This is a genomic window from Streptomyces sp. NPDC002573 (assembly GCF_042889625.1).
Lineage (GTDB): Bacteria > Actinomycetota > Actinomycetes > Streptomycetales > Streptomycetaceae > Streptomyces > Streptomyces gibsoniae.
This window is the reverse complement of record NZ_JBIARC010000016.1, coordinates 18852-43880: the sequence shown is the minus strand read 5'-3', so window position 1 is coordinate 43880 and position 25029 is coordinate 18852. Positions and strand designations below refer to the sequence as shown.

Here is a 25029-nt window from a genome sequence, read left to right as displayed (position 1 = left end):
GACTCCCGGGGATGCAGACGCATCACCCGCCCCGGTTCAATGCGCCCGATGACGTACAACCAGGACGGCTGATCAGGCGTCCGCGAGCGTGAGCGACTCGTCCAGGAACTCCCGTACATGGCCGAGCACCTGCTCCCGGCCGGTGCCCCGCAGGCCGATCGCCACGTGGATGGAGAAGCCGTCGAGGAGGGCGCGCAGCCGGGTGGCGAAGCGGTCCGGGTCGACCGGCCGGAACTCGCCCCGCGACACGCCCTCGGCGAGCAGCGCCACCAGGTCGCGGTGCCAGGCGCCCTCGATGGCGGCCTGCCGGTCGCGGGCGTCGTCGTCGGCGTTCTGCGAGCGGTTCCAGACCTCCAGCCACAGGGTCCAGTGCGGATCGCGGTGGCCGTCGGGGACATACAGGTCGACATACGCGTCCAGCCGTTCCCGGGCCGGGGCCCGCCGGCTGAGCAGCCGCGCGCGCTCGGCGCCGAGCCGGCCCTCGCTCCACTCCAGGGCCTGGAGCAGCAGCTCGTCCTTGGAGCGGAAGTAGTAGAGCAGATGGCCGCTGCTCATCCCGACCTCCCGGCCGAGCGCCGCCATGGTGAGCTGCTCCAGACCGCGCTCGGCGATCATGCCCATGGCGGCGGCGAGGACGTCCTCACGCGGCGGGGCGACATTGCGTCTGCGGGTCACTCTCCGGCCTCCGCGGGTTCGGTCGGACGGTGGCCGCACACGGCGCAGGGCACTACATCCACCGGTACGTTCTACCTGACCGTCCCGGTCGCCGGGACCTTCGGCTGCTGCTGGGTGATGCAGTGGATGCCGCCCCCGCCCGCGAAGATCGTCCGGGCGTCCACGAGCGTCACCGTCCGCTCCGGGAACAGCCGGCGGAAGATACCGGCGGCCGTCTCGTCGCGGGGGTCGTCGAAGGCGCACAGCACGACGCCGCCGTTGCACAGGTAGTGGTTGATGTACGAGTAGTCGGCCCAGTGGCCGTCGGTCTCCAGGACGGTCGGCGCGGGCACCTCGACGACCTCCAGCGCGCGGCCCCGGGCGTCGGTGGCGGACCTCAGGATCCCGATGACCTCCTTCGTGACCTCGTGGTCGGGGTGCGCGGGGTCCGGCTGGTGGTGCGCGACGACCACGCCCGGGCGGGCGAAGGCGGCGACGATGTCGACATGGCCGAGGGTGCCGAAGCCGTGCGGGGGGTAGTCGGCGGTCAGACCGCGCGGCAGCCAGATCGCCTTGCGGGTGCCGAGGTGGGCGTGGATCTCCGCCTCGACCTGCTCCCTCGTCCAGTGCGGGTTGCGTTCGGGGCCGAGCTGCACGGTCTCCGTGAGCAGGACGGTCCCCTCGCCGTCGACATGGATCGCGCCGCCCTCGTTGACCAGCTTCGAGGCGTACGTCCGCGCGTCCGCGAGGTCCGCGACATACGCGGCGATCTTCGCGTCGTGCTCCCAGCGGGCCCAGCCCTGGGCGCCCCAGCCGTTGAACGTCCAGTCCACGGCGGCAAGTTCACGCCCGTCGGTGAGGAAGGTGGGGCCGATGTCGCGCATCCAGGCGTCGTCGAGATCGCGCTCGACGGTGTCGATGCCCTCGCCCAGCAGGGCGCGCGCATCGGCGGCCTGGCCGGGGCCGCAGACCACGGTGACCGGTTCGAATCGGCGGACGGCGCGGGCCACCGAGGCCCAGGCCGCGCGGGCGGCGGCCAGGTCACCGGGGTCGTCGAAGGTCGGGTTGGGGCCGGGCCAGGCCATCCAGGTGCGCTCGTGCGGGGCCCACTCGGCGGGCATGCGGAAGCCGTCGGCGGCGGGGGTGCTCATGGCGGGGGTCCTCACGGGGGTCACAGGAAGTACAGGCGGTTGAGGGAGACCGAGTCGGCGGGTTCGGAGCGGACCGGTGCGCCGTCGAGGGTGACCAGGCCGGTGCGCTGGTCGACGTCGACCGCTCCGGTACGGGAGTTGAGGCGCAGATCGGCGGGGCCGATGCCGCGGGTGCCGCGGACCGCGACCCTTCGGCGCCGGGTGGGCATCCGGTCGGAGCCCAGGTCCAGGGCCGCCCGGGCGACGAAGGCGACGGAGAGGTCGGCGGCGGTCGCGCCGTGCGCGCCGAACTGCGGGCCGAGCACGAGGGGTTCACAGGTGTCGGTGGCCGCGTTGGGGTCGCCGACCACACCGTACGCCGGGAAGCCGGACTTGAGCACGAGCTGCGGCTTGGCGCCGAAGTACTCCGGCCGCCACAGCACGATGTCGGCCAGCTTGCCGACCTCCAGGGAGCCCACCTCGTGCGCGAGTCCGTGGGCGATGGCCGGGTTGACGGTCAGCTTGGCGATGTAGCGCAGGACGCGGGCGTTGTCGTCGTCCGGGCCGTCGCCCGCCAGCGGCCCCAGCTCCGCCTTCATCTTCCCGGCCATGGCGAAGGTACGGCGCACGGTCTCCCCCGCGCGCCCCATCCCCTGCGCGTCCGAGGAGGTGATGCCGATGGCGCCCAGATCGTGCAGCACGTCCTCGGCGCCCATGGTCCCGGCGCGGATGCGGTCGCGGGCCATGGCGGCGTCGCCGGGCAGGTCCGGCTTCAGGTCGTGGACCGAGACGATCATGCCGTAGTGCTCGGCGACGGCGTCCCGGCCGAAGGGCAGCGTCGGGTTGGTGGAGGAGCCGATGACGTTCGGCACGCCCGCCATCTTCAGGACGTTCGGCACATGCCCGCCGCCGCAGCCCTCGATGTGGAAGGCATGGATGGTACGGCCGTCGAGGACCCGCAGGGTGTCCTCGACGGACAGGCACTCGTTCAGACCGTCGCTGTGCAGGGCGACCTGGACGTCGTGTTCCTCGGCGACGCGCAGGGCGGTGTCGAGGGCGCGGGTGTGGGCGCCCATGTCCTCGTGCACCTTGAAGCCGGAGGCGCCGCCCTCGGCCAGCGCCTCGATCAGGGGCGCGGGGTCGGACGACGAACCGCGGCCCAGGAAGCCGATGTTGACGGGCCAGGAGTCGAACGCGTTGAACGCGTGGCGCAGCGCCCAGGGCGAGTTGACGCCGACGCCCCACACCGGGCCGAACTCCTGCCCGATGATCGTGGTGACACCGGAGGCCAGCGAGGCCTCCATGATGCGCGGCGACAGCAGATGGACATGGGTGTCGACGGCCCCGGCGGTGGCGATCAGGCCCTCACCGGAGACGATGGAGGTCCCCGTGCCGACCACGACGTCGACGCCGTCGAGCGTGTCGGGATTGCCGGCGCGCCCGATCGCGCAGATCCGTCCCTCGCGGATGCCGATCGACACCTTGCGGATGCCGAGGGCCGCGTCGATGACGACCACGTTGCTGATGACGACGTCGCAGGTCTCGCGCACGGCCGCGGCCTTGAGGTGCAGACCGTCGCGGGCGGTCTTGCCGAAGCCCGCGAGGAACTCGTCGCCGTACTGCTGCGCGTCGGACTCGACGCGGATCACCAGGCCCGAGTCGCCGAGGCGGACGCGGTCGCCCGCGCGGGGGCCGTGGGTGGCGGCGTACTCGTACGGATTCATCGTGCGCCTCCTTCGCGCCCGGCCCCCGAAGCTCCCAGATATCCGCAGGCGGCGGCCCGGCGCAGGGCCTCCTCCTTCGCCCCAGGCGCGTCCAGCGGCCCGTCGACGAGCCCCGCGAAACCGATCGCGATCCGTTCGCCGCCGATCGGCACGAGTCCGACCTCGGCGTGCTCACCGGGCCCGAACCGCACCGACGACCCGGCGGGCACGGCGAGCCGCATGCCGTAGGACCTCTCGCGGTCGAAGTCGAGCCGGGGGTTGGCCTCGAAGAAGTGGAAGTGGGAGGTGACGGAGACGGGCACGGTCGCGGTGTTGGTGACCGCGAGCCGGACGACCGCCTTCGGCTCGGCGTGCTCCGGGCCCGGCAGCAGGGCGCCCGGGGCCTTGTCGCCCAGCCCGCCGCCGATCGGGTCGGAGACCACGGCGAGGCGTGACCCGTCGTCGAAGACGGCCTCGACATGCACCTCGGTGACGACGTCCGCGACGCCCGGCAGCACGTCGTCCGGGCCGAGCACGGACCGGGCCGCCTCGATGGCCTCGGCGAGCCGCCGGCCGTCGCGGGCGGCCTCGCAGACGGTGTCCGCGATCAGCGCGGTCGCCTCCGGCACGTTCAGCCTCAGTCCCCGGGCCCGGCGGGCGCGTGCCAGTTCGGCGGCCCCGAAGAGCAGCAACCGGTCGCGTTCCGTGGGGGTGAGTCTCACGAGGCGGCACCTCCTTGCATCCGAACTTTAGAGCAGCACTCTAAACGCCGGATCCGAGGATGGGAACCATGTACCAGGGGACAACGGTCATGTCACATCGAGCGCCGCTCCAACCTCTCGGCGGGCACAGGAAAGGGCCGCCTCGGACGCGGGGTCCGGGGCGGCCCTGATGGTGCCTGAGGTCTAGCCGAGGGGGTGCATCCAGCCGTGGGTGTCCTCGCGGGTGCCGCGCTGGAGGTCCAGCAGGGCCTCGCGGAGCTTCACGGTGACCTCGCCCGGCTCGCCGCCCGACTGCTTCCACTCGGCGCCCGCGCGCTTGACCGTGCCGACGGGGGTGATGACCGCCGCGGTGCCGCAGGCGAAGACCTCGGTCAGGGTGCCGTTCTCGGAGTCGGCCTGCCACTCGTCGATGGAGACGCGGCGCTCCTCCGCCTCATAGCCGAGGTCGCGGGCGACGGTCAGCAGGGAGTCACGGGTGACGCCCTCCAGGATCGAGCCGGTCAGCGTCGGGGTGACGATCTTGTTGCCGTACACGAAGTACAGGTTCATGCCACCCAGCTCCTCGACCCACTTGTGGTCCACGGCGTCGAGGTAGCAGACCTGGTCGCAGCCCTTGGCCGCCGCCTCGGCCTGCGCGAGCAGGGAGGCCGCGTAGTTGCCGCCGGTCTTGGCGTCGCCCATGCCACCGGGGACGGCACGGACCCGGTCCTCCGAGACCCAGATGGAGACCGGCTTGACGCCGCCCGCGAAGTAGGCGCCGGCCGGGGAGGCGATGACGAGGAACAGGTACTCGTTGGCGGGCTTGACGCCCAGACCGACCTCGGTGGCGATCATGAACGGGCGCAGGTAGAGGGACTCCTCGCCGCCGTGCGCGGGCACCCACGCCTTGTCCTGCTGGACAAGCACGTCACAGGCCTCGATGAAGGTCTCGACCGGCAGCTCGGGCATGGCCAGGCGCCGGGCCGAGCGCTGGAAGCGCTGGGCGTTCATCTCGGGGCGGAAGGTGGCCACCGAGCCGTCGGGCCGGCGGTACGCCTTGAGGCCCTCGAAGATCTCCTGCGCGTAGTGCAGAACGTTGGTGGCGGGGTCGAGAGAGATCGGGGCGTACGGGACGAGCTGGCCGTCGTGCCAGCCACGGCCCTCGGTCCACCGGATGGTCACCATGTGATCGGTGAAGTGGCGGCCGAACCCGGGGCTGGTCAGGATGGCCTCCCGCTCCGCGTCGGAGAGCGGGTTGGCGGAGGGCTTCAACTCGATCGTGGGCGTCGTCATGTGTGGTTGTCCTTCACCGGTTGTGTTGACGGGCCGCGCTCACGCCCGTGCCTCCAGCGGCAGGTGTGAGGACGTCCGAGCATTCCCTCATACCGCGGCTCCTCGTCCGATTATCGCAAGCGGGGGCCCAAAGGGAGTCCCCCCTGCTGGAGCGGAGCTGAAGCCGCGGGTGGAACGGGGTGAATGCGGCCCCGGAAGTGGCCCGGAGTGGGTCGATGGTGACACCCGGCGACGGCATGGCAAAGCCGCCGGGCGCGTCGCGACCCGGCGGCCTTTCTCAGGATGTGAGCGGCGGGCGGGTCAGCCGGCTACTCGTACGGCGAGCGCGTCGCCGATCTCGTCGGTGGTGCGGGCGGGCTTGCCCACGCGCTCGGCGAGGTCGGCGGAGACGGCGTCCTCGATACGGGCGGCCTCGGTCTCGTAGCCGAGGTGGCGCAGCAGGAGGGCGACCGACAGGACGGTGGCCGACGGGTCGGCCTTGCCCTGGCCCGCGATGTCGGGTGCCGAGCCGTGCACGGGCTCGAACATCGACGGGAACGCGCCGGACGGGTTGATGTTGCCGGAGGCGGCGACCCCGATACCGCCGGAGATGGCGGCGGCGAGGTCGGTGATGATGTCGCCGAAGAGGTTGTCGGTGACGATCACGTCGAAGCGCTCGGGCTGGGTGACCAGGTAGATCGTCGCCGCGTCGACGTGCATGTACTCGGTGGTGACCTCGGGGAACTCCTCACCCACCTTGTTGAAGATGTCCGTCCACAGGTGACCGGCGTGCACGAGCACGTTGTTCTTGTGGACGAGGGCCAGCTTCTTGCGGGGGCGGGCCTGTGCGCGGGCGTACGCGTCGCGCACGACGCGCTCGATGCCGAACGCGGTGTTCAGGGAGACCTCGGTGGCGACCGCGTGCGGGGTGCCGGTGCGGATGGTGCCGCCGTTGCCCGTGTACGGGCCCTCGGTGCCCTCGCGGACCACGACGAAGTCGATCTCGGGCTGGCCCGCGAGCGGGGTCTCGACGCCCGGGAGCAGCTTGGAGGGCCGCAGGTTGACGTGGTGGTCGAAGGCGAAGCGGAGCTTGAGCAGGAAGCCGCGCTCCAGGACGCCGGACGGGACCGACGGGTCGCCGATCGCGCCGAGCAGGATCGCGTCGTGCTGCTTGAGCTGCTCCAGGTCGGCGTCGGTGAGGGTCTCGCCGGTGGCGTGGTAGCGCCGGGCGCCGAAGTCGTACTCCTTGGTCTCCAGCTTCACATCCTGCGGGAGGACGGCGGAGAGGATCTTCAGCCCCTGGGCCACGACCTCCTGGCCGATGCCGTCACCGGGAATCACTGCGAGATTGATGCTGCGAGACATGACGGCACCGTACTCCTTGTCCCATGGGATGACACGGGCTGTCCGCGATACGGACATGGTCGCGTCGCCGTGTCCTCCCCGGTCCACCCGTACGGCTCGGTTCGGGGTGCGGCGCGGTGCGTGCGACCGCGCCGCACCCCACGGGCGCGGCTCCCGGCTCGGAACGTGCCGCTCTACGGCGGCTCAGTGGCCCGTCGCGCCGCCGTTGTCCCGGCGGTCGAGGGCGCGCTGGAGCGCGGCGGCGGCGTTCTTGCGGTCGGACTCACTCGTACGGGAAACGTGACGGACTCGGCGGCGGGCGGTCGTCTCGGCCATGGGAAATCGACTCCTTCGAAATCCGGGAGCGCGGAAAGGGGATACGAGACGCCGGAGGGCGGGGAGCGGTGCCGCAGGGGTGACCTGCATCGGGCCCGGCTCACGACCGCCATTCGCTTGATCGAGCGAGACGTTCGGCTCCTACAAAGCTAAGCGAGGACCGGGCGTCTGTCTCCACAATTACTCGGACTTCCTACTATCTGAGACGGCGGACCGGCTCACCCGGCCGTGACCTGCCCTCATGGCACCGCGGGCCGTCAGAGCACGTCACCGTCCCGCCAGTCGAAGACCAGCTTGTGCTTGGGGTCGAGCGGGCCCGCGGCCGCCGGACGCACAAAGGTGCAGTCCTCCTCGTCGCGCAGCCGGACCACACCGCGGGGACCGAGGGCGCCCAGCCGGCCGGACCACAACTGCCACCCCCGGGCGTGGTACAGCGCGGCGCCCTGGTCGCTCGCGGAGAGCGCGCCGAAGTCGTAGGCGCCCTCGATGATCCGCTCGATCTCGGCCATGACCCGTCCGCCGAACCCCTGGCGCTTGACGTCCGGACGCACCCCCACGCCCTCGACGTACCCGACGCGCAGCCAGTGCTTGCGATAGCGGGCGCGCCGCATGATGACGGACCCATGGGCGGCGAGCCCCCGGTCGTCGCTCACCAGGACGTGCAGCCCGCCGAGCCCGTGCTCCCACTCCTCGTCGTCGTAGTCACCGCCGAACGCCTCGTCCAACAGGGTCCGGGCGGCGCGCAGTTCGGCGGGGTCGAGGTCGGCGGTGTGCACGGTGCGCAGACTGATGGCCACCGGACCAGTATGACCTTCCGGGGAGTTCTCCTACGTGACCGAACCTCACGTGTCTGACTGCTAATCCGATGTATGACGCCGTTCGGCGCCTTGACATGCACATATAGCGCCAGCACTCTCACAGTCATCGGATGACTGCGACAGGGAGAGGTTTCCTATGACCGCCCGACCACGGCTCCGCACCATCACCCTGACCCTCTGCTCCGCACTGCTCGTCACCACCGCGTCGGTGCTGCCGGCCCGGGCGGGCACCCCGGCACCGGTCCCGACCTGGGAGGTGAGAGGCCCGGGCGACGCCCCGACCGCCGTCGTCGCGCTCGATCCCGCCGACGGCCACCCCACGCTCGCCGTACGACGCGGCGGCCGCACGGTCCTGGAGCCCTCACCGGTCGGCCTGGTCACCGAACGGGCCGATCTGTCGAAGGGACTCAGCCTGATCGGCCGGAGCGAGCGGCCGGTCCGGGAGCGGTACACGAGCACCACGGGCAAGTCCCGGGTGCGTGTCGTGCGGATGACCGAGGCCCGCTTCCGCTTCCGTACAGCGACGGGCGCCCGCCTCGACCTGGTCGCCCGCGTCGCCCCGGACGGCGTCGCGTACCGCTATGTGCTGCCGCGCAGCCAGGGTGACGTCCTGCGCGAGACCTCCGCCTTCACGCTCCCGGCGGACGCGAGCGCCCTCCTGGGCGCCTATCGCTCCGACAACGAGCTGCCCTTCCGCCGCTACGAGTCGGCCGCGGCGGTGCCGTCGGGCGCGTACATGATGCAGTCCCTCTTTTACACGGACGGCGGCTGGGCGCTGATCGCGGAGTCCGATGTCACCGGCACCTACGCGGGCGCGCATCTGACGCACACGGCGGGCTCGGCGACCTACGGGGTGAGCCTCGCCGACGACGCCCCGGTGCACACCGCGGGAGCCCTGACCACCCCCTGGCGGGCGGTCGTCACCGGCGATCTGGCGACCGTCACCGAGTCGACCCTCGTGGACGACCTCGCCCCCGCCTCCCGCGTCCATGACACCTCCTGGATCAGCCCGGGCCCGGCGCTGTGGACCTGGCTGGCCGGGGGCAAGGCGGCCGGACGGAGTCTCACCGCGCAGGAGAAGTACGTGGACTGCGCGGCCGAACGGGGCTGGCCGTACGAGGTCGTGGACGCCGGCTGGTACTTCGAGCCCGACGCCTGGGACGTCGTCGACCCCGACTGGCGGACGGACAGCTGGATGCCCGAACTGGTGCGGTACGCCGCGGCGAAGGGCGTCGGCATCCATGTGTGGCTGCACTACACCCTGCTCACCGACCCGGCCGAGCGGGAGAAGTGGCTCGGCACGCTGGAGCGCTGGGACGTCAGGGGAGTGAAGATCGACTTCATGAACTCCGAGTCGCAGGAGCGGATGCGCTGGTACGACGACGTCCTGCGGTCGACGGCCCGCCACCACCTCATGGTGAACTTCCACGGCTCGACGATCCCGAAGGGCATCCAGCGCACCTGGCCGCAGGTCATGTCGATGGAGGGCGTCGGCGGCGAGGAGAAGCGCACCAACACCGCCGAGCAGCTGGCCTCCCTGCCGTTCACCCGGAACGTCATCGGCTCCATGGACTTCACCCCGGGCGCCTTCCAGCGCGCCGAGCGGCCGGACGCCGGCTCGGACGCGGGCGAGCTGGGGCTCACGGTCCTGTACGAGTCGGGCGTCCAGAACCTGTCCGGGACCCCGGAGTCCTACGACGCCCGGCCCGAGGCACGCCGCTTCCTGGAGCAGCTCCCGGCGCGCTGGGAGGAGACCCGGCTGCTGACCGGGGACCCGGGCCGTTCGGCCGTGCTCGCGCGGCGCTCCCCCGACCACCGCTGGTTCATCGGCGGCACCTTCGCGGGCGCGGCGCGCACGGCGGACGTGCCGATACGGCTGGACGCGGGCCGCTGGCTGGTGGAGACCCTGACGGACGGTCCGGCCGGTCTGGTGCGCACGGCGCACACGGTGCGCGGCGGTGACACGCTCCAGGTGCCCGTCCGCGCGGACGGCGGCTTCGCGGCGCTCGCCTGCCGCTGGTACGAGGGCCGTACGAGCTGCGAGGGCCGCGCATGACGACCGCCCCCCGCCTCGGATGTCCAGGACCCGGGGCGGGGGGCGGTGTTCAGGGGGCGTCAGCCCATGTGCGGGTAGGCGTAGTCGGTCGGAGCCACCAGCGCCTCCTTGATGGCGCGGGTCAGCGTCCAGCGCAGCAGGTTCTGCGGGGCGCCCGCCTTGTCGTTGGTGCCGGAGGAGCGACCGCCGCCGAAGGGCTGCTGGCCGACCACGGCGCCGGTCGACTTGTCGTTGATGTAGAAGTTGCCGGCCGCGTAGCGCAGCCGCTCGGAGGTGTACGCCGCCGCGGCGCGGTCGTTGGCGATGACCGAGCCCGTGAGGGCGTAGTCGGAGACCGACTCCATCTGGGTCAGCATCTCGTCGTACTTCTCGTCCTCGTAGACGTGCACCGCGAGGATCGGGCCGAAGTACTCGGTCGTGAAGACCTCGTTCTCCGGGTCGGTGCACTCGATGACGGTCGGGCGGACGAAGTAGCCGACCGAGTCGTCGTAGGAGCCGCCCGCGACGATCGTGCAGGTCGGGTCCTCCTTGGCGCGGTCGATGGCGGCCTTGTTCTTCGCGAAGGCACGCTCGTCGATCACGGCGCCGATGAAGTTCGACAGGTCGGTGACGTCACCCATGGTCAGGTAGTCGACCTCGGCCGCGAACTCCTCCTTGAAGCCGGAGTTCCAGATGGAGGCCGGGAGGTACGCGCGCGAGGTCGCCGAGCATTTCTGGCCCTGGTACTCGAAGGCACCGCGGGTGAGCGCCGTCTTGAGGACCGCGCGGTCGGCGCTCGGGTGCGCGACCACGAAGTCCTTGCCGCCGGTCTCGCCGACCAGACGCGGGTAGGAGCGGTACTTCTCGATGTTGGTGCCGACCGTCTTCCACAGGTACTGGAAGGTCTTGGTCGAACCGGTGAAGTGGATGCCCGCGAGGTCGCGGTGCTCCAGGGCGACCTTGGAGACCTCGATGCCGTCGCCGGTGACGAGGTTGATGACGCCCTTGGGCAGACCCGCCTCCTCCAGCAGCTGCATCAGCAGCACGGCGGCGTGCGTCTGGGTCGGGGACGGCTTCCAGACCACCACGTTGCCCATGAGGGCGGGGGCGGTGGGCAGGTTGGCCGCGATCGCCGAGAAGTTGAACGGCGTGATCGCGTAGACGAAGCCCTCCAGCGGGCGGTGGTCGAGGCGGTTCCAGACACCCGGGGAGTTGGCCGGGGGCTGCTCGGCCAGGATCTGGCGGGCGTAGTGGACGTTGAAGCGCCAGAAGTCGACCAGCTCGCAGGGGCTGTCGATCTCCGCCTGCTGGGCCGTCTTCGACTGGCCGAGCATGGTGGAGGCCGCGATGGTCTCGCGCCAGGGGCCGGCCAGCAGCTCGGCGGCACGCAGGATGATCGCGGCGCGGTCGTCGAAGGACAGCGCGCGCCAGGCGGGGGCGGCGGCGAGGGCCGCGTCGATGGCGTCCTGCGCGTCCTGCTGGGTGGCGTGGTGCAGGGTGCCGAGGACCGCCTGGTGGTTGTGCGGCTGCACGACCTGGAACGGCTCGCCGCCGCCCATGCGCTTCTCGCCGCCGATGGTGCACGGCAGGTCGATCGGGTTGTCGGCCAGCTCCTTGAGCTTGGCCTCCAGCCGGGCGCGCTCGGGCGAACCGGGGGCGTAGCCGTGCACCGGCTCGTTGACGGGGGTGGGGACCTGGGTCACAGCGTCCATGGGTTCCGTAACTCCTTTTGCGAGCGGGTGGGGGTCAGCTCTTGGTGAGGATCGAGCGGGCGAAGAAGCGGAGGTTCGCCGGCTTCTCCGCCAGACGGCGCATGAAGTAGCCGTACCAGTCGGTGCCGTAGGCCGTGTAGACGCGCATACGGTGGCCCTCGGCGGCCAGCCGGACATGCTCCTCGCTGCGGATGCCGTACAGCATCTGGAACTCGTACTCGTCGAGCTTGCGCCCGGCGCGCCGGGCGATGTCCTGCGCGATGGCGATGATCCTCGGGTCGTGCGAGCCGATCATCGGGTATCCCTCGCCCTCCATGAGGGTCTTCAGGATGCGGACGTACGCCTTGTCGATCTCGTGCTTGTTCTGGTACGCGACCGACGCGGGCTCCTTGTACGCCCCCTTCACGATACGCACCCGGCTGCCGCTCGCGGCGAGCCGGCGAGCGTCGGCCTCGGTGCGGAAGAGATAGGCCTGGATCACGCAGCCGGTGCCCGGGAAGTCCTTCCGCAGCTCCTCGTGGATGGCGAACATCGAGTCGAGGGTGGTGTGGTCCTCGGCGTCCAGGGTGACCGTGGTGCCGATCGCGGCGGCGGCCTCGACGACCGGGCGCACATTGGCGAGGGCCAGCTCGTGGCCGCCCTCCAGCGCTTGGCCGAACATCGAGAGCTTGACGGACATCTCGGCCTTGGTGCCGAGCCCCAGCTCCTCGAGGTGGCCGATCAGCGCCAGATAGGCGTCGCGTGCGGCCGCAGCCTGCTCGGGGGTCGTGATGTCCTCGCCGACGACGTCCATGGTGACCTCGAGGCCCTTGGCGGCGAGGTCCTCGATGATCGGGACGATCTCGTCGACGGTCTCGCCGGGGATGAAGCGGTCGACGACGGGCTTCGTCACCGGGGCGGCCGAGATCAGCCGGCGCATCCGGTCGCTGCGCGACGCGGCGAGAATCACGGGACCCAGCACAGGGCACCTCCAGAAGGGCAACAGGAGGCCGAATCCCGACCATTCGGGTACGGCACGGAGAACCACCGTGAAACCTATGGATTGCTCAGATCGTCGGCCATCGACAGCTGTCACGCATCCGTGCCCTGGATCTCAGACATCTGTATGAGCAGGGTGGGAAAATGCGGGAGAATGCCCGTGTGGCGGACGTTTTCAAGCCAGGCCGGGGCGACTACCAGGAACTCGTCGACGAGATCTCGGCGCTGCTCGGCGCCCCCGCGACCCTGGAGAACCGGGACTTCGAGCTGATCGCCTTCGCCGCCTACGACAGCGGCGACGGCGAGTTCGACGAGGCGACCCTCGACCCGGTCCGCACCCGCTCGATCCTCACGCGCCGCTCCACGGCGGCGGTGCGCACCTGGTTCGAGGGCTTCGGGATCGCCCGCGCCACCGGCCCCGTGCGCATTCCGCCGACGCCCGAGGCGGGTGTCTACACCGGACGGATCTGTCTGCCGGTACGCCATCGGGGTGTCGTGCTCGGCTATGTGTGGCTGCTCGTGGACGAGCCGGGCCCCTCCGAGGCCCAACTGTCCGCCGCGATGCAGGTCGCCGCCCGCATCGGCGCGCTGCTCGCCGACGAGGCGCAGGCGGGCGCGGATCTGACCCGCGAGCTGCGCGCGGTGCTGACCGCCGAGCCCGGCTGGCACCAGGAGGCGGCGGTGGCCGAACTGCGGACGGCGCTGGGCGCGCGCGGGGAGGGCCTGCACACGGTGGTCTGTGTCGCCCCCTGGCCCTCGGCCGATCCGGACGACGCCCCCTCGGTGCGTACGATCCCGGCCGCGACCGCGCTGTGCACGGTGCCGTGGGGCACCAACGGCCAGAGCCTGGCCCTGCTGTTGCGGCTGCGCTCGGCGGACGTGCCGGCCCCGGCGCTCACGGCGGCCACGCGGCTGCTGCGGGAGGCCGAGGGGCCCCGGGGCGGCGGACGGACGGCGGCCGGGGTGGCCGGCGCCCGGCATGGCCTGGCCGAGCTGGGCACGGCCTGGCAGGAGGCGTCGGCGTCGGCCCGCGCGGCTCTGGCGGAACCCCGGCTCGGCTCGGTCGCGCAGTGGTCGGCGATCGGGCCGTACCGCCTGCTGACGTCCCTCCCGCCCGAGGCGGCCCACGACCCCGCCGTGCGGGTCCTGCTCTCCCCCAGCCACCGCGAACTGGCCCGTACGGCGGAGGTGTTCCTGGACTGCGCGGGCCAGGCGGGCCGCACGGCGGCGGAGCTGGGCATCCACCGCCAGACCCTCTACTACCGCCTCTCCCGCGTCGAACAGCTCACCGGCCTGGACCTGGACGACGGCGAGGACCGGCTGCTGCTCCATATGGCGCTGAAGGGGGCGCGGCTCTAGGAGACCTGGCTGCCGGCTGCTTTCAGCACGCGGCGAAGCCCCTCGGTGAGCTGGTCCGCGCCGGTCGCCGAGTCCGGATCGAAGAGCCACTGCACCATGAGGCCGTTGAGCAGCGTCTGGTAGAAGCGGCCTTCGCTGTCGACGGTCTCCTTGTCGATGTCGGCCTCAAGGACACCACTGAACATGGACACGAGACCCGACCGGCCCTCCTCCTGCGCCTCGGCCAGCAGCTTGCGCACCTCTGGGAGCCGGTCTCCCTGGAAGATGAGCTCGAGGCTCAGCATCCAGATCGCCCGCGACCCGGGCACGGAGCGGATGACGTTCGCCCACACCTCCTGGAAGCGCTCCAGCGATCCCGGAGGCTCCGTGACTTCACCGCCCACACCGGGGTCGAAGCTCGCCCCCACGCCCTCGATCAGTGAGACGTAGGCCTGCACCAGCAGCGCGTCCTTGGAGCCGTAGTGGTATCCGATCGACGCGAGGTTGGTCCCCGACTCCTTGACGATGTCGCGCGCGGTGGTGCGCAGGAAGCCCTTGTCCAGCAGACAGCGCTTCGCGCCTTCGAGCAGATCCTCACGGTGTCCCATGCGGTCCACCCTAGCGCCGAGCCATACACGCGTCCTAGACGCGTGACTTATACAAACGTTCTAGACAAGCGTTTAAGACGTCCGTACATTCACTGTCATGACGAACTCGACGAGCGACACCGCGACTTCGGCCACCCGGGCCGGCCGCCGTGAATGGACCGCCCTCGGCGTCCTGATGCTTCCGCTGCTGCTGGTCTCGATGGACGTCTCGGTCCTCTACTTCGCGATCCCGGCGATCAGCGCGGACCTGGAGCCGAGCGGCACACAGCAGCTGTGGATCTTCGACATCTACGCCTTCGTCCTCGCCGGGCTGCTGATGACGATGGGCTCACTGGGCGACCGCATCGGCCGCCGCAAACTGCTGCTGATCGGCGCCGCCGCCTTCGGGGTCGCCTCGCTGGCGGCGGCCTACGCCGACAGCGCCGAGACCCTGATCGCGGCCCGCGCGGTCCTCGGCATCGGCGGCGCCACCCTCATGCCGTCCACGATGGCGCTGATCCGCACGATGTTCACCGACCCGGCCCAGCGGGCGAAGGCGATCGGGATGTGGTCCGGAGTGATGACGGCCGGCATCGCGCTCGGCTCGGTGCTGAGCGGCGTCCTCGTCCAGTACTTCTGGTGGGGCTCGGTCTTCCTGGTCAACCTGCCGGCGATGGCCCTGCTCCTGGTCCTCGGCCCCTTCCTGCTCCCGGAGTCGAAGGACCCCGCGCCCGGCCGCTTCGACCTGCTCGGCGTCCCGCTGTCGATGGCGGCGGTGCTCCCGGTGATCTACGGCCTGAAGGAGATCCCGTCGGAGGGCTGGCACGTCCGGTACGTCGTCTCGATCACCGTGGGCCTGCTCTTCGCGGCCCTCTTCGTCCACCGCCAGCGCACGGCCGCCTCACCGATGATCTCGCCCACCCTGTTCCGCGGACGGGGCTTCGCCCCCGCCGTGGTGCTGAACCTCGTGTCCTCGTTCGCGATGATGGGCTCGGCGTTCTTCACCACCCAGTACCTCCAGTCGGTGCTCGACAAGAGCGCGATGGAGGCGGCCCTGTGGGCGCTGCTGCCCTGCGTCCCGATCGGCATGGCGGCCCCGATCGCCACCCAGCTGGTCCAGAAGGGCGTCAACCGCGCCTATGTCGTCTGCGCGGGCTTCGCGATCGCCGCGGTCGGCTACGGCATGCTCGCCCTCGCCGGCACGGACTCGCTCTGGCTGGTCCTGGCCGCGTGCGGCGTCCTCGCCTCCGGGATCGTCGTCGCCATCTCCCAGATGACGGACCTGGCGCTGAGCGCGGCCCCGGTCGAACGGGCGGGCTCCGCCTCCTCCCTCCTGGAGACCGGTGCGGAGTTCGGCGGCGCCCTCGGTATGGCGGTCCTCGGCTCGATCGGCACGGCGGTCTACCGCCATGAGATCCCGTCCACGGCGCCGGACCCGGCCCACGAGACGCTGGGCGGCGCGCTGGCCGTCGCCGGCCGGCTTCCGGGCCACGCTGGCGAGGTCCTGGCGGCGGCCGCGCGGGAGGCGTTCACCAGCGGGATGCACGGGGCCGGGATCGCGGGGGCACTGATCCTCGCGGGGGCCTCGGTCTGCGCGGCCGTGACACTGCGCCGCATCCACGTGCGGGAGACGGAGAAGGCCTCCGTCTGAGGACACGCGCAGTGACGAGAACGCCGGACGGGCTGGTCGACCAGCCCGTCCGGCGTTCTCGGACGAGTCCGTTCAGGGCGAACGGGGATCCGGGGGCGAAACCCCGGGGTACGGCGACCTCAGACCAGGTTCACCGAGCGGGCGGAGGTCGCGCCGATCTCCTCGGCCACCTCCGTCAGCACGTTCTGCGGCACCGTGTCGTCGACCGTGAGGACCGCGAGGGCCTCGCCGCCCGCGATGTCACGGGCGACCTGCATACCGGCGATGTTGATGCCGGCCTCGCCGAGGATGCGGCCCAGCGTGCCGACCACACCCGGGCGGTCGGTGTAGCGCAGCACCACCATGTGTTCCGCGAGCGCCAGGTCCACGTCGTAGTCGCCCACCGCCACGATCTTCTGATGGTGCTTCGGGCCGGCCAGCGTGCCGGACACCGACACCTCCTCGCCGCCCGCGAGCGTGCCGCGCACGGTGACCACGTTGCGGTGGTCGGTGGCCTCCGAGCTGGTGGTCAGGCGTACCTCGACACCGCGCTCCTGGGCGAACAGCGGCGCGTTGACGTACGAGACCGTCTCGGCGACGACGTCCTCGAACACGCCCTTGAGCGCGGACAGTTCGAGCACCTTCACATCGTGCTGGGTGATCTCGCCGTAGACCTCGACGTCGAGCCGCACCGCGACCTCGCCCGCGAGCGCGGTGAAGATACGGCCGAGCTTCTCGGCGAGCGGCAGACCCGGCTTGACGTCCTCGGCGATGACACCGCCCTGCACGTTCACCGCGTCCGGGACCAGCTCGCCGGCGAGCGCGAGGCGCACCGACTTGGCGACCGCGATGCCCGCCTTCTCCTGCGCCTCGTCCGTCGAGGCGCCCAGGTGCGGGGTGCACACGACCTGGTCCAGCTCGAACAGCGGCGAGTCCGTGCACGGTTCCTTCGTGTACACGTCCAGGCCGGCACCCGCGACGCGGCCCTCCTTGAGCGCCGAGTACAGCGCCTCCTCGTCGACGATCCCGCCGCGCGCGGCGTTGACGATACGGACGCTCGGCTTCACCTTGTGCAGCGCCTCGTCGCCGATCAGACCGAGGGTCTCGGGGGTCTTCGGCAGGTGGACGGTGATGAAGTCGGAGACCTCCAGCAGCTCGTCCAGCGACAGCACCTTGACGCCCATCTGCGCGGCGCGGGCGGGCTGGACGTAGGGGTCGTAGGCGACGACCTTCATCCCGAAGGCGGACATGCGCTGCGCGACCAGCGCGCCGATCCGGCCGAGGCCGACCACACCGAGGGTCTTCTCGGCCAGCTCGACGCCCGTGTACTTGCTGCGCTTCCACTCGCCGTTCTTCAGCGCGGCGTTGGCCTGCGGGATGTTGCGGGCGGTGGAGATGATCAGACCGCAGGCCAGCTCGGCGGCGGTCACGATGTTCGAGGTGGGGGCGTTGACGACCATCACGCCGGCCTTGGTGGCGGCGGAGACGTCCACGTTGTCCAGGCCGACGCCGGCTCGCGCGACGACCTTCAGCTTCGGCGCGGCGGCGACGGCCTCGGCGTCGACCTTCGTCGCGGAGCGGATCAGGATCGCGTCGACGTCGGTGATCGCCGACAGCAGCTCCGCGCGGTCCGCACCGTTGCAGTGGCGGATCTCGAAGTCGGGGCCGAGTGCGTCGACGGTCGCGGGCGACAGCTCTTCAGCGATGAGTACCGTGGCTTTGCGACTGGAGTACGAGCTCACGTGAGTCCTCACATGTCCAATGCGGACGGCCGTCCCGACGGCCGCAGGCGGTGGAGGGGTGCTATCCGCGTGGAAGACGCACGACGCTGTGGGCCTGAACGCGATTGTTGTGCAGCAGTGTAGTGGCGAAGCATGCGTCTTTTTGCGCCACTGCGGAAGGATCACCCGTCCGTGGCTGGACGGGATGGACAGGGCGGGCGGGGTCTCTTCCCGACGTTACCCCTGGTTCGCCGAAGGGGCCGGAGCAGAGTGCTCCGGCCCCTTCGGCCGTGAGGCTTACGCCTCCTCGTTCACCCAGCTCATGAGCTTGCGCAGCTCCTTGCCGGTGGTCTCCAGCAGGTGCTCGGAGTCCTGCTTCTTGTACTCGTTGTACTTCTTCAGACCGCCGTGGTACTCGTCCATCCAGTTGCGGGCGAACGTGCCGTCCTGGATCTCGGCGAGGACCTTCTTCATCTCGGCCTTGGTGGCGTCCGTGATGATGCGGGGGCCGGTGACGTAGTCGCCCCACTCGGCGGTCTCGGAGACCGACCAGCGCATCTTCTCCAGGCCGCCCTCGTACATCAGGTCGACGATCAGCTTCAGCTCGTGCAGGCACTCGAAGTAGGCGATCTCCGGCTGGTAGCCCGCCTCGACCAGGGTCTCGAAGCCGGCCTTCACCAGGGCGGAGGTGCCACCGCACAGGACGGCCTGCTCGCCGAAGAGGTCGGTCTCGGTCTCCTCGGTGAAGGTCGTCTTGATGACGCCGGCGCGGGTGCCGCCGATGCCCTTGGAGTAGGACAGGGCCAGCGCGAACGCGTCGCCCGAGGCGTCCTGCTCGACGGCCACGATGCAGGGAACGCCGCGGCCCTCCTCGTACTGGCGGCGCACCAGGTGGCCCGGGCCCTTCGGAGCGACCATGCAGACGTCCACGCCGGCCGGGGGCTTGATGAAGCCGAAGCGGATGTTGAAGCCGTGGCCGAAGAACAGCGCGTCGCCGTCCTTCAGGTTCGGGGCGATGGACTCCTCGTAGACCTGGGCCTGGATCGGGTCCGGGACCAGGATCATGATCACGTCGGCCTCGGTGGCGGCCTCGGCCGGGGTCACCACGCGCAGGCCCTGCTCCTCGGCCTTCTGCTTGGACTTGGAGCCCTCGTGCAGACCGACCCGCACGTCGACACCCGAGTCGCGCAGCGACAGCGCGTGGGCGTGCCCCTGGCTGCCGTAGCCGATGACCGCGACCTTGCGGCCCTGGATGATGGACAGGTCGGCGTCAGCGTCGTAGAACAGCTCGGCCACTTTGGGTTCTCTCCTTGGGTACGGGTGGTGCGTCCCACCGTATGACGGCGGGGAGAAGGGAAGTTTCTGGGTCTCGGTATACGGGCGGCCGCCGGGCGGCCGGCCGCCCGTGTCCGGTCGTACGGGAATGATCCCGGAGGTCCTAGGCGGACCGGTCCAGGGCGCGCAGCGACCGGTCGGTGATCGAACGGGCGCCGCGGCCGATCGCGATCGTGCCGGACTGGACCAGTTCCTTGATGCCGTACGGTTCCAGCATCTTCAGCATGGCCGAAAGCTTGTCGGTGCTGCCGGTGGCCTCGATGGTGACGGCCTCCGGGGAGACGTCCACCGTCTTGGCGCGGAACAGCTGCACGATCTCGACGATCTGGGAGCGCGTCTCGTTGTCGGCGCGCACCTTCACCAGAACGAGTTCACGCTGAACGGCCTGGGACGGCTCCAGTTCGACGATCTTCAGGACGTTGACGAGCTTGTTGAGCTGCTTGGTGACCTGTTCGAGCGGCAGGTCCTCGACATTCACCACGATGGTGATGCGGGAGATGTCGGGGTGCTCAGTGACACCGACCGCGAGCGAGTCGATGTTGAAGCCGCGGCGGGAGAACAGGGCGGCGATCCGGGCGAGGATGCCGGGCGTGTTCTCGACGAGGACCGAGAGGGTGTGCTTGGACATGGTTCTCACTCAGCTCTCTCTCAGTCGTCTTCGTTGTCGCCGAAGTCCGGGCGCACGTCCCGGGCGGCCATGATCTCGTCGTTGGAGGTGCCGGCGGCGACCATCGGCCACACCATGGCGTCCTCGTGGACGATGAAGTCGACGACCACGGGGCGGTCGTTGACGGAGTTCGCCTCTTCGATGACCTTGTCCAGGTCCTCCGGGGACTCGCAGCGGATCGCGTAGCAGCCCATGGCCTCCGACAGCTTCACGAAGTCGGGGACGCGGGTGCCGGCGCTCGGCTGCTTGCCGTCCGCCTCGGGGCCGGAGTGCAGCACGGTGTTGGAGTAACGCTGGTTGTAGAAGAGGGTCTGCCACTGGCGGACCATTCCGAGGGCGCCGTTGTTGATGATGGCGACCTTGATCGGGATGTTGTTCAGGGCGCAGGTGGTCAGTTCCTGGTTGGTCATCTGGAAGCAGCCGTCGCCGTCGATCGCCCAGACCGTACGGTCCGGGGCGCCGGCCTTCGCGCCCATCGCGGCCGGGACCGCATAGCCCATCGTCCCGGCGCCGCCGGAGTTCAGCCAGGTGGCGGGGGTGTCGTACTGGACGAAGTGCGCGGCCCACATCTGGTGCTGGCCGACGCCCGCCGCGAAGATCGTGCCCTCGGGCGCGAGCTGCCCGATGCGCTCGATGACCTGCTGCGGGGACAGCGAGCCGTCCTCCGGCAGGTCGTAGCCGAGCGGGTAGGTCTCGCGCCAGCGGTTGAGGTCCTTCCACCAGGCGGTGTAGTCGCCCTTGTGGCCCTCGCTGTGCTCCTTCTGGACGGCCTGGACGAGGTCGGCGATGACCTCCCGGGCGTCACCGACGATCGGCACGTCGGCGGCGCGGTTCTTGCCGATCTCCGCCGGGTCGATGTCGGCGTGGACGATCTTGGCGTACGGGGCGAAGCTGTCCAGCTTGCCGGTCACGCGGTCGTCGAAGCGGGCTCCGAGGGCGACGATCAGGTCGGCCTTCTGCAGCGCGGTGACGGCGGTGACCGCACCGTGCATGCCCGGCATGCCCACGTGCAGCGGGTGGCTGTCAGGGAATGCGCCGAGCGCCATCAGGGTGGTGGTGACGGGCGCTCCGGTGAGTTCCGCGAGGACCTTCAGCTCGGCGGTGGCCTTGGCCTTCAGCACGCCGCCGCCGACATAGAGGACGGGCCGCTTGGCGGCGGTGATCAGCTTGGCGGCCTCGCGGATCTGCTTGGCGTGCGGCTTGGTCACCGGGCGGTAGCCGGGCAGGTCCGTGACGGGCGGCCAGCTGAAGGTGGTCCGCGCCTGGAGGGCGTCCTTGGCGATGTCGACGAGGACCGGGCCCGGGCGGCCGGTGGAGGCGATGTGGAAGGCCTCCGCGATCGTCCGGGGGATCTCCTCGGCCTTGGTCACGAGGAAGTTGTGCTTGGTGATCGGCATCGTGATGCCGACGATGTCCGCCTCCTGGAAGGCGTCGGTGCCGATCGACTTGGAGGCGACCTGGCCGGTGATCGCGACCAGCGGCACGGAGTCCATATGGGCGTCCGCGATGGGGGTGACCAGGTTGGTGGCGCCGGGTCCCGAGGTCGCCATGCAGACGCCGACCTTGCCGGTGGCCTGGGCGTAGCCGGTGGCCGCGTGGCCCGCGCCCTGCTCGTGACGCACCAGCACGTGCCGCACCCGCTGGGAGTCCATCAGCGGGTCGTAGGCGGGAAGGATCGCACCACCGGGAATGCCGAATACCGTGTCGGCGCCGACCTCCTCGAGAGAGCGGATGAGGGACTGCGCACCCGTGACGTGCTCGGGCGCGGACTGGTGTCCTCCGGATCGGGGCCGCGGCTGCGGGTGATGGGCCCCGGTGGCCTGCTCGGTCATCGGCATTCTCTTCTCGATGCTGAGGGTTTTTGCGAGGTTCGGGCGTTGTTCGACTGGTGCGTGTGCAACAAAAAACCCCTCGTGCCGGTAGGCAAGCGAGGGGAGCGCGCCGGGAGTGGTCGCTGGGGTTCCGGTTCATTTCCGGTGGGTCCCAGCTCAGCCGACGCGCTGTCCAAGTACGAGAATTCGGGTGCGCATGGCACTGACCCTCCCCCCGGCACGCCATCACTGTCAAGTGGGTGGGACGGGAGTCTCATTATGTGAGCGTAGGGCGCTTCCACCGCCCAAAACCGCAGGCACACCGCTGGTGAACAGCGCGGCTCCACCGACCGCGAACGCCGGGGTCGGCTGCACCGTGCCGTGCGGCACGGCGCAGTGGCCGGACGTGAGCGCCCGGCGCAGCCGGTACTCGTCCAGCGGTCCCGAGAATGCCATGCCCTGCCCGTGCGTACACCCCATGGCACGCAGGGCGACGACCTGTTCGGGCAGGTCCACTCCGTCGGCGACCGACTGCAGACCGAGGTCCGTGGCGATGCGCAGCAGCCCGCTGGTGATCTTGTGCAGTCGCGCGGACTCCACGACCCCCTCGACCAGGCCCCGGTCGAGCTTCAGTACGTCGACGGGGAGCCGGCGCAGCGCCGTGATGGCCGCGTAGCCGCTGCCCAGGCCGTCCAGGGCGACCCGGACGCCGATTCTGCGAAGTGCGCCGAGTCTGCGCTCCAGTTCGTCCAGGGCGACCCTCGGGTCGATGTCGGACAGCTCGATGATCAGCGCGCCCGAGACCAGGCCGTGCCGGGTGAGCAGGGCCTCCACGGAGCCGAGGGGCAGCGAGCGGTCGAGCAGACGGCGGGCGCTCATCCGTACGACGACGGGCACCGCGAGCCCGGTCGCGGTGCGTTCGGCGGCCTGCTCCACGGCCTCCTCCAGCAGCCAGCGGCCCAGCTCGGCGGCCTTGTCGCTGTCCTCGGAGACCCGCAGGAACTCCGAGGGGGTGAAGAGCACGCCCTGGGAGGAGCGCCAGCGCGCCTGGGCGCTGACGGAGGTGATCCGGCCGTCCTCCAGTGAGACGACGGGCTGGTGCAGCAGGGTGAACTCGCCGTCGTGCAGCGCGGCCCGCAGCCGGGTGGCCAGCTCGGTCTTCCGTACGACGTCCTGCTGCATCTGGGGCGCGTACAGCTCGACGCGGCCCTTGCCCGCGGCCTTGGCCCGGTACATCGCCAGGTCGGCGTTGCGCAGCAGCTCGCCCGCGCCAAGGCCCGGCTCCGCGAAGGCCACCCCGATGGACGCGGCCACCCGGACATCGTTGCCGTCGATGTCGTACGGCTGCGAGAGGGTCACCCGCAGCCGGTCCGCGAGCTCCAGGATGTGCCTCTCGTGGGCGGTGCGGTCGCGGGTGCCGTCGCCGACGATGAGGGCCGCGAACTCGTCGCCGCCGAGGCGGGAGGCGGTGTCCCCCTGCCGTACGGAGTCCTGGAGTCTGCGGGCGGCCTGGACCAGCAGCTCGTCCCCGGCCTGGTGCCCGATGGTGTCGTTGACCGCCTTGAAGCCGTCGAGGTCGATGAAGAGGACCGCGGTGTTCCGCAGCGCGGGGCCCCGGTCGGAGGCGCGGCGGCCGGACAGCGCCTGCTGGACGCGCTTGGTGAACAGGGAGCGGTTGGGCAGGTCGGTGAGCGGGTCGTGCTCGGCGTTGTGCTGCAGCTGTGCCTGAAGACGCACCCGTTCCGTCACGTCCCGGCTGTTGAAGATCAGGCCGCCCTCGTGGCGGTTGACGGTGGACTCGACGTTGAGCCAGCCGCCGTAGCCGGACCGGAAGCGGCACTCGATGCGGGTGGTGGGTTCCTCCAGATGGCTGGCGGCGAGGAAGCGGCGCACCTCGTGCACCACACAGCCCAGGTCCTCCGGGTGGATGAGCGCGGCGAGCTCGGTTCCGACCAGGTCTTCGGCGGGGCGGCCGTAGACGCCCGCGGCGGCCGGGGAGACATACCTGAGGATGCCGGTGGGTGCGGCGATCATGATGACGTCGCTGGAGCCCTGCACCAGCGAGCGGAAGTGGTTCTCCTGCTGCGCGAGTTCCTGGGTGAGGGTGATGTTGTCGAGCAGCATGATGCCCTGGCGGACGACTAGCGCGAGCACCACAGCTCCCGCGGTGATGAGCACCACGTGGTCGACGCTGTGGCCGTTGAGGACGTTGTAGAGGATCCCCAGAGTGCAGACGCCGGCGGCCAGATAGGGCGTGAGCGCGGCCAGCGATCCGGAGATCGGGCGGGCGGCGGGGTAGCGGCCGCGATCGGATCCCTGGGGGACGCCGGCCGGGTACCGGTCCTGGCCCGGCGGCCGGGTCTGCGCGCGGCCCGTCTGCTGCGGGAGCACGGGCGCGGGCCCTTGCCGCCGGTCCCCGCGCCCGGGCTCCGGCTGTCGCCGGCCCGGTACGTGTTCGTGCACCACGCGCGCGTGGGCGTGGTCGCGCGGCAGTCCCCGCCGGACGCCGACCCACGGGGCGTACGCGAGGAGCAGCGAGCCGGAGAACCAGCCGGCGTCGAGCAACTGGCCCGAGTGGTAGCTGTTGTGCAGCAGCGGCGAGGTGAACAGGGCGTCGCACATCACGGTCAGGGCGAGCGCGCCGATGGCGGTGTTGACCGCCGACCGGTTGACCGCCGAGCGCCGGAAGTGCAGGGCGACCACCATGCTGATCAGGGCGATGTCCAGCAGGGGGTACGCGAGCGACAGGGCGGTGTGCGCGACGCTCGGGCCGTCGAACTTCGCCGCCTGGGCGAGCGCGAGGCTCCACGACAGGGTGAGCAGCGAGCCGCCGATGAGCCACGCGTCCAGCGCGAGGCATACCCAACCCGCCTTGGTGACGGGCCTTTTGGCGAGCACGAGCAGTCCTACGATGGCGGGAGGAGCGAAGCAGAGGAAGAAGAAGTCGGCGCAGCTGGGCGAGGGGACGGGGCGGTCGAGGACGACCTCGTACCAGCCCCAGACGCCGTTGCCCAGCGCGGCCATGGCCGAGGAGAGCGCGAACAGCAGCCACGCGGGTCGAAAGCGGCTGCGGCTGCGGCGCGCGTAGACGAAACAGGAGACCGAGGCGGTGCCCGCCGCGACGCTCAGCCCGAAGTCACCCATGACGAGCGCGACGCTCCGGCAGCCCCAGTCGAGCGCGGAACCGACGGCGTATCCCGCGCACACCAGGGCCAGGACCAGTTGCGAGACCATGCGCGTCCGGCCTCCCGGGGCCG

Annotated in this window: 19 protein-coding genes; 3 read left to right on the top strand and 16 right to left on the bottom strand. The window is 70.8% G+C overall.

What is annotated here, in order from left to right; genetic code table 11:
• Positions 1–72: 72 nt before the first annotated feature.
• The 8 genes from ACFYX0_RS17380 to ACFYX0_RS17345 form a co-directional block, all read right to left on the bottom strand.
• Positions 73–621: a TetR/AcrR family transcriptional regulator gene (locus tag ACFYX0_RS17380; protein WP_388971220.1), complete on the bottom strand. Its 549-nt coding sequence runs from the start codon at positions 619–621 to the stop codon at positions 73–75.
• Between the two features lie 125 nt (positions 622–746).
• Positions 747–1805, bottom strand: a complete 1059-nt coding sequence (locus tag ACFYX0_RS17375) for an agmatine/peptidylarginine deiminase (protein WP_388971115.1) — start codon at positions 1803–1805, stop codon at positions 747–749.
• 20 nt (positions 1806–1825) lie between these two features.
• Positions 1826–3508 (bottom strand): urease subunit alpha, encoded by a 1683-nt coding sequence (locus ACFYX0_RS17370; protein ID WP_388971113.1) that lies wholly within the window; start codon positions 3506–3508, stop codon positions 1826–1828.
• A complete protein-coding gene (gene ureA, locus ACFYX0_RS17365) occupies positions 3505–4209 on the bottom strand; it encodes an urease subunit gamma (protein WP_388971111.1) in 705 nt (234 codons plus the stop codon). Before ureA ends, ACFYX0_RS17370 begins: the two co-directional genes overlap by 4 nt.
• Positions 4210–4392: 183 nt before the next feature.
• On the bottom strand, positions 4393–5481 hold the full coding sequence (locus tag ACFYX0_RS17360; RefSeq protein WP_355904782.1) for a branched-chain amino acid aminotransferase: 1089 nt from the start codon (positions 5479–5481) through the stop codon (positions 4393–4395).
• 300 nt (positions 5482–5781) lie between these two features.
• Entirely contained in the window at positions 5782–6825 is a 1044-nt protein-coding gene (locus ACFYX0_RS17355; protein WP_355904780.1) for a 3-isopropylmalate dehydrogenase, read from the bottom strand.
• A gap of 183 nt (positions 6826–7008) precedes the next feature.
• Positions 7009–7140: a hypothetical protein gene (locus ACFYX0_RS17350; protein WP_103838047.1), complete on the bottom strand. Its 132-nt coding sequence runs from the start codon at positions 7138–7140 to the stop codon at positions 7009–7011.
• Between the two features lie 257 nt (positions 7141–7397).
• A complete protein-coding gene (locus ACFYX0_RS17345) occupies positions 7398–7937 on the bottom strand; it encodes a GNAT family N-acetyltransferase (RefSeq protein WP_388971109.1) in 540 nt (179 codons plus the stop codon).
• Between the two features lie 157 nt (positions 7938–8094).
• Between ACFYX0_RS17345 and ACFYX0_RS17340 the strand changes: the two genes are divergently transcribed.
• A complete protein-coding gene (locus ACFYX0_RS17340; protein ID WP_388971107.1) occupies positions 8095–10014 on the top strand; it encodes a glycoside hydrolase family 97 catalytic domain-containing protein in 1920 nt (639 codons plus the stop codon).
• A 59-nt stretch (positions 10015–10073) separates the two neighbouring features.
• Here the strand turns inward: ACFYX0_RS17340 and pruA are convergent, their stop codons facing one another.
• Together pruA and ACFYX0_RS17330 are read right to left on the bottom strand one after the other, a co-directional pair.
• A complete protein-coding gene (gene pruA, locus ACFYX0_RS17335) occupies positions 10074–11705 on the bottom strand; it encodes an L-glutamate gamma-semialdehyde dehydrogenase (RefSeq protein ID WP_355904771.1) in 1632 nt (543 codons plus the stop codon).
• A gap of 34 nt (positions 11706–11739) precedes the next feature.
• Positions 11740–12666, bottom strand: coding sequence for a proline dehydrogenase family protein (locus ACFYX0_RS17330; protein ID WP_311695048.1), 927 nt, complete (start codon positions 12664–12666; stop codon positions 11740–11742).
• Positions 12667–12827: 161 nt separating this feature from the next.
• Here ACFYX0_RS17330 and ACFYX0_RS17325 point away from each other — a divergent pair, with 161 nt between their 5' ends.
• Positions 12828–14042 carry a PucR family transcriptional regulator gene (locus ACFYX0_RS17325; RefSeq protein ID WP_388971105.1) on the top strand — a complete coding sequence of 405 codons (1215 nt, stop codon included), beginning with the start codon at positions 12828–12830 and terminating at the stop codon, positions 14040–14042.
• Here the strand turns inward: ACFYX0_RS17325 and ACFYX0_RS17320 are convergent.
• Positions 14039–14629 (bottom strand): TetR/AcrR family transcriptional regulator, encoded by a 591-nt coding sequence (locus ACFYX0_RS17320; RefSeq protein WP_388971103.1) that lies wholly within the window; start codon positions 14627–14629, stop codon positions 14039–14041. The two genes, ACFYX0_RS17325 and ACFYX0_RS17320, sit on opposite strands and share 4 nt — an antisense overlap.
• 97 nt (positions 14630–14726) lie before the next feature.
• Here ACFYX0_RS17320 and ACFYX0_RS17315 point away from each other — a divergent pair, with 97 nt between their 5' ends.
• A complete protein-coding gene (locus ACFYX0_RS17315; RefSeq protein ID WP_388971101.1) occupies positions 14727–16259 on the top strand; it encodes an MFS transporter in 1533 nt (510 codons plus the stop codon).
• 119 nt (positions 16260–16378) lie between these two features.
• On the opposite strand, the gene serA is transcribed toward ACFYX0_RS17315, so the two are convergent.
• The 5 genes from serA to ACFYX0_RS17290 form a co-directional block, all read right to left on the bottom strand.
• Positions 16379–17980 carry a phosphoglycerate dehydrogenase gene (gene serA, locus ACFYX0_RS17310; protein WP_388971099.1) on the bottom strand — a complete coding sequence of 534 codons (1602 nt, stop codon included), beginning with the start codon at positions 17978–17980 and terminating at the stop codon, positions 16379–16381.
• A gap of 276 nt (positions 17981–18256) precedes the next feature.
• Complete coding sequence (gene ilvC, locus ACFYX0_RS17305; protein WP_388971097.1) at positions 18257–19255, bottom strand: ketol-acid reductoisomerase; 999 nt, start codon at positions 19253–19255, stop codon at positions 18257–18259.
• 142 nt (positions 19256–19397) lie between these two features.
• Positions 19398–19922 carry an acetolactate synthase small subunit gene (gene ilvN, locus ACFYX0_RS17300; protein WP_311695055.1) on the bottom strand — a complete coding sequence of 175 codons (525 nt, stop codon included), beginning with the start codon at positions 19920–19922 and terminating at the stop codon, positions 19398–19400.
• A 20-nt stretch (positions 19923–19942) separates the two neighbouring features.
• Positions 19943–21799 carry an acetolactate synthase large subunit gene (locus tag ACFYX0_RS17295; protein WP_355904752.1) on the bottom strand — a complete coding sequence of 619 codons (1857 nt, stop codon included), beginning with the start codon at positions 21797–21799 and terminating at the stop codon, positions 19943–19945.
• Between the two features lie 225 nt (positions 21800–22024).
• Positions 22025–25006, bottom strand: a complete 2982-nt coding sequence (locus ACFYX0_RS17290; protein ID WP_388971095.1) for a putative bifunctional diguanylate cyclase/phosphodiesterase — start codon at positions 25004–25006, stop codon at positions 22025–22027.
• Positions 25007–25029: the final 23 nt, after the last annotated feature.

What these genes read in the sequence shown, in the direction of transcription:
- ACFYX0_RS17380 (WP_388971220.1), bottom strand. Translation starts at nt 621, where the DNA reads ATGGGCATGATCGCCGAGCGCGGTCTGGAGCAGCTCACCATGGCGGCG.
- ACFYX0_RS17320 (WP_388971103.1), bottom strand. Translation starts at nt 14,629, where the DNA reads ATGGGACACCGTGAGGATCTGCTCGAAGGCGCGAAGCGCTGTCTGCTG.
- ACFYX0_RS17315 (WP_388971101.1), top strand. Translation starts at nt 14,727, where the DNA reads ATGACGAACTCGACGAGCGACACCGCGACTTCGGCCACCCGGGCCGGC.
- ACFYX0_RS17350 (WP_103838047.1), bottom strand. Translation starts at nt 7,140, where the DNA reads ATGGCCGAGACGACCGCCCGCCGCCGAGTCCGTCACGTTTCCCGTACG.
- ACFYX0_RS17290 (WP_388971095.1), bottom strand. Translation starts at nt 25,006, where the DNA reads ATGGTCTCGCAACTGGTCCTGGCCCTGGTGTGCGCGGGATACGCCGTC.
- ilvN (WP_311695055.1), bottom strand. Translation starts at nt 19,922, where the DNA reads ATGTCCAAGCACACCCTCTCGGTCCTCGTCGAGAACACGCCCGGCATC.
- ACFYX0_RS17355 (WP_355904780.1), bottom strand. Translation starts at nt 6,825, where the DNA reads ATGTCTCGCAGCATCAATCTCGCAGTGATTCCCGGTGACGGCATCGGC.
- ACFYX0_RS17340 (WP_388971107.1), top strand. Translation starts at nt 8,095, where the DNA reads ATGACCGCCCGACCACGGCTCCGCACCATCACCCTGACCCTCTGCTCC.
- ACFYX0_RS17325 (WP_388971105.1), top strand. Translation starts at nt 12,828, where the DNA reads ATGCGGGAGAATGCCCGTGTGGCGGACGTTTTCAAGCCAGGCCGGGGC.
- ACFYX0_RS17295 (WP_355904752.1), bottom strand. Translation starts at nt 21,799, where the DNA reads ATGCCGATGACCGAGCAGGCCACCGGGGCCCATCACCCGCAGCCGCGG.
- ACFYX0_RS17370 (WP_388971113.1), bottom strand. Translation starts at nt 3,508, where the DNA reads ATGAATCCGTACGAGTACGCCGCCACCCACGGCCCCCGCGCGGGCGAC.
- ACFYX0_RS17375 (WP_388971115.1), bottom strand. Translation starts at nt 1,805, where the DNA reads ATGAGCACCCCCGCCGCCGACGGCTTCCGCATGCCCGCCGAGTGGGCC.
- pruA (WP_355904771.1), bottom strand. Translation starts at nt 11,705, where the DNA reads ATGGACGCTGTGACCCAGGTCCCCACCCCCGTCAACGAGCCGGTGCAC.
- ACFYX0_RS17360 (WP_355904782.1), bottom strand. Translation starts at nt 5,481, where the DNA reads ATGACGACGCCCACGATCGAGTTGAAGCCCTCCGCCAACCCGCTCTCC.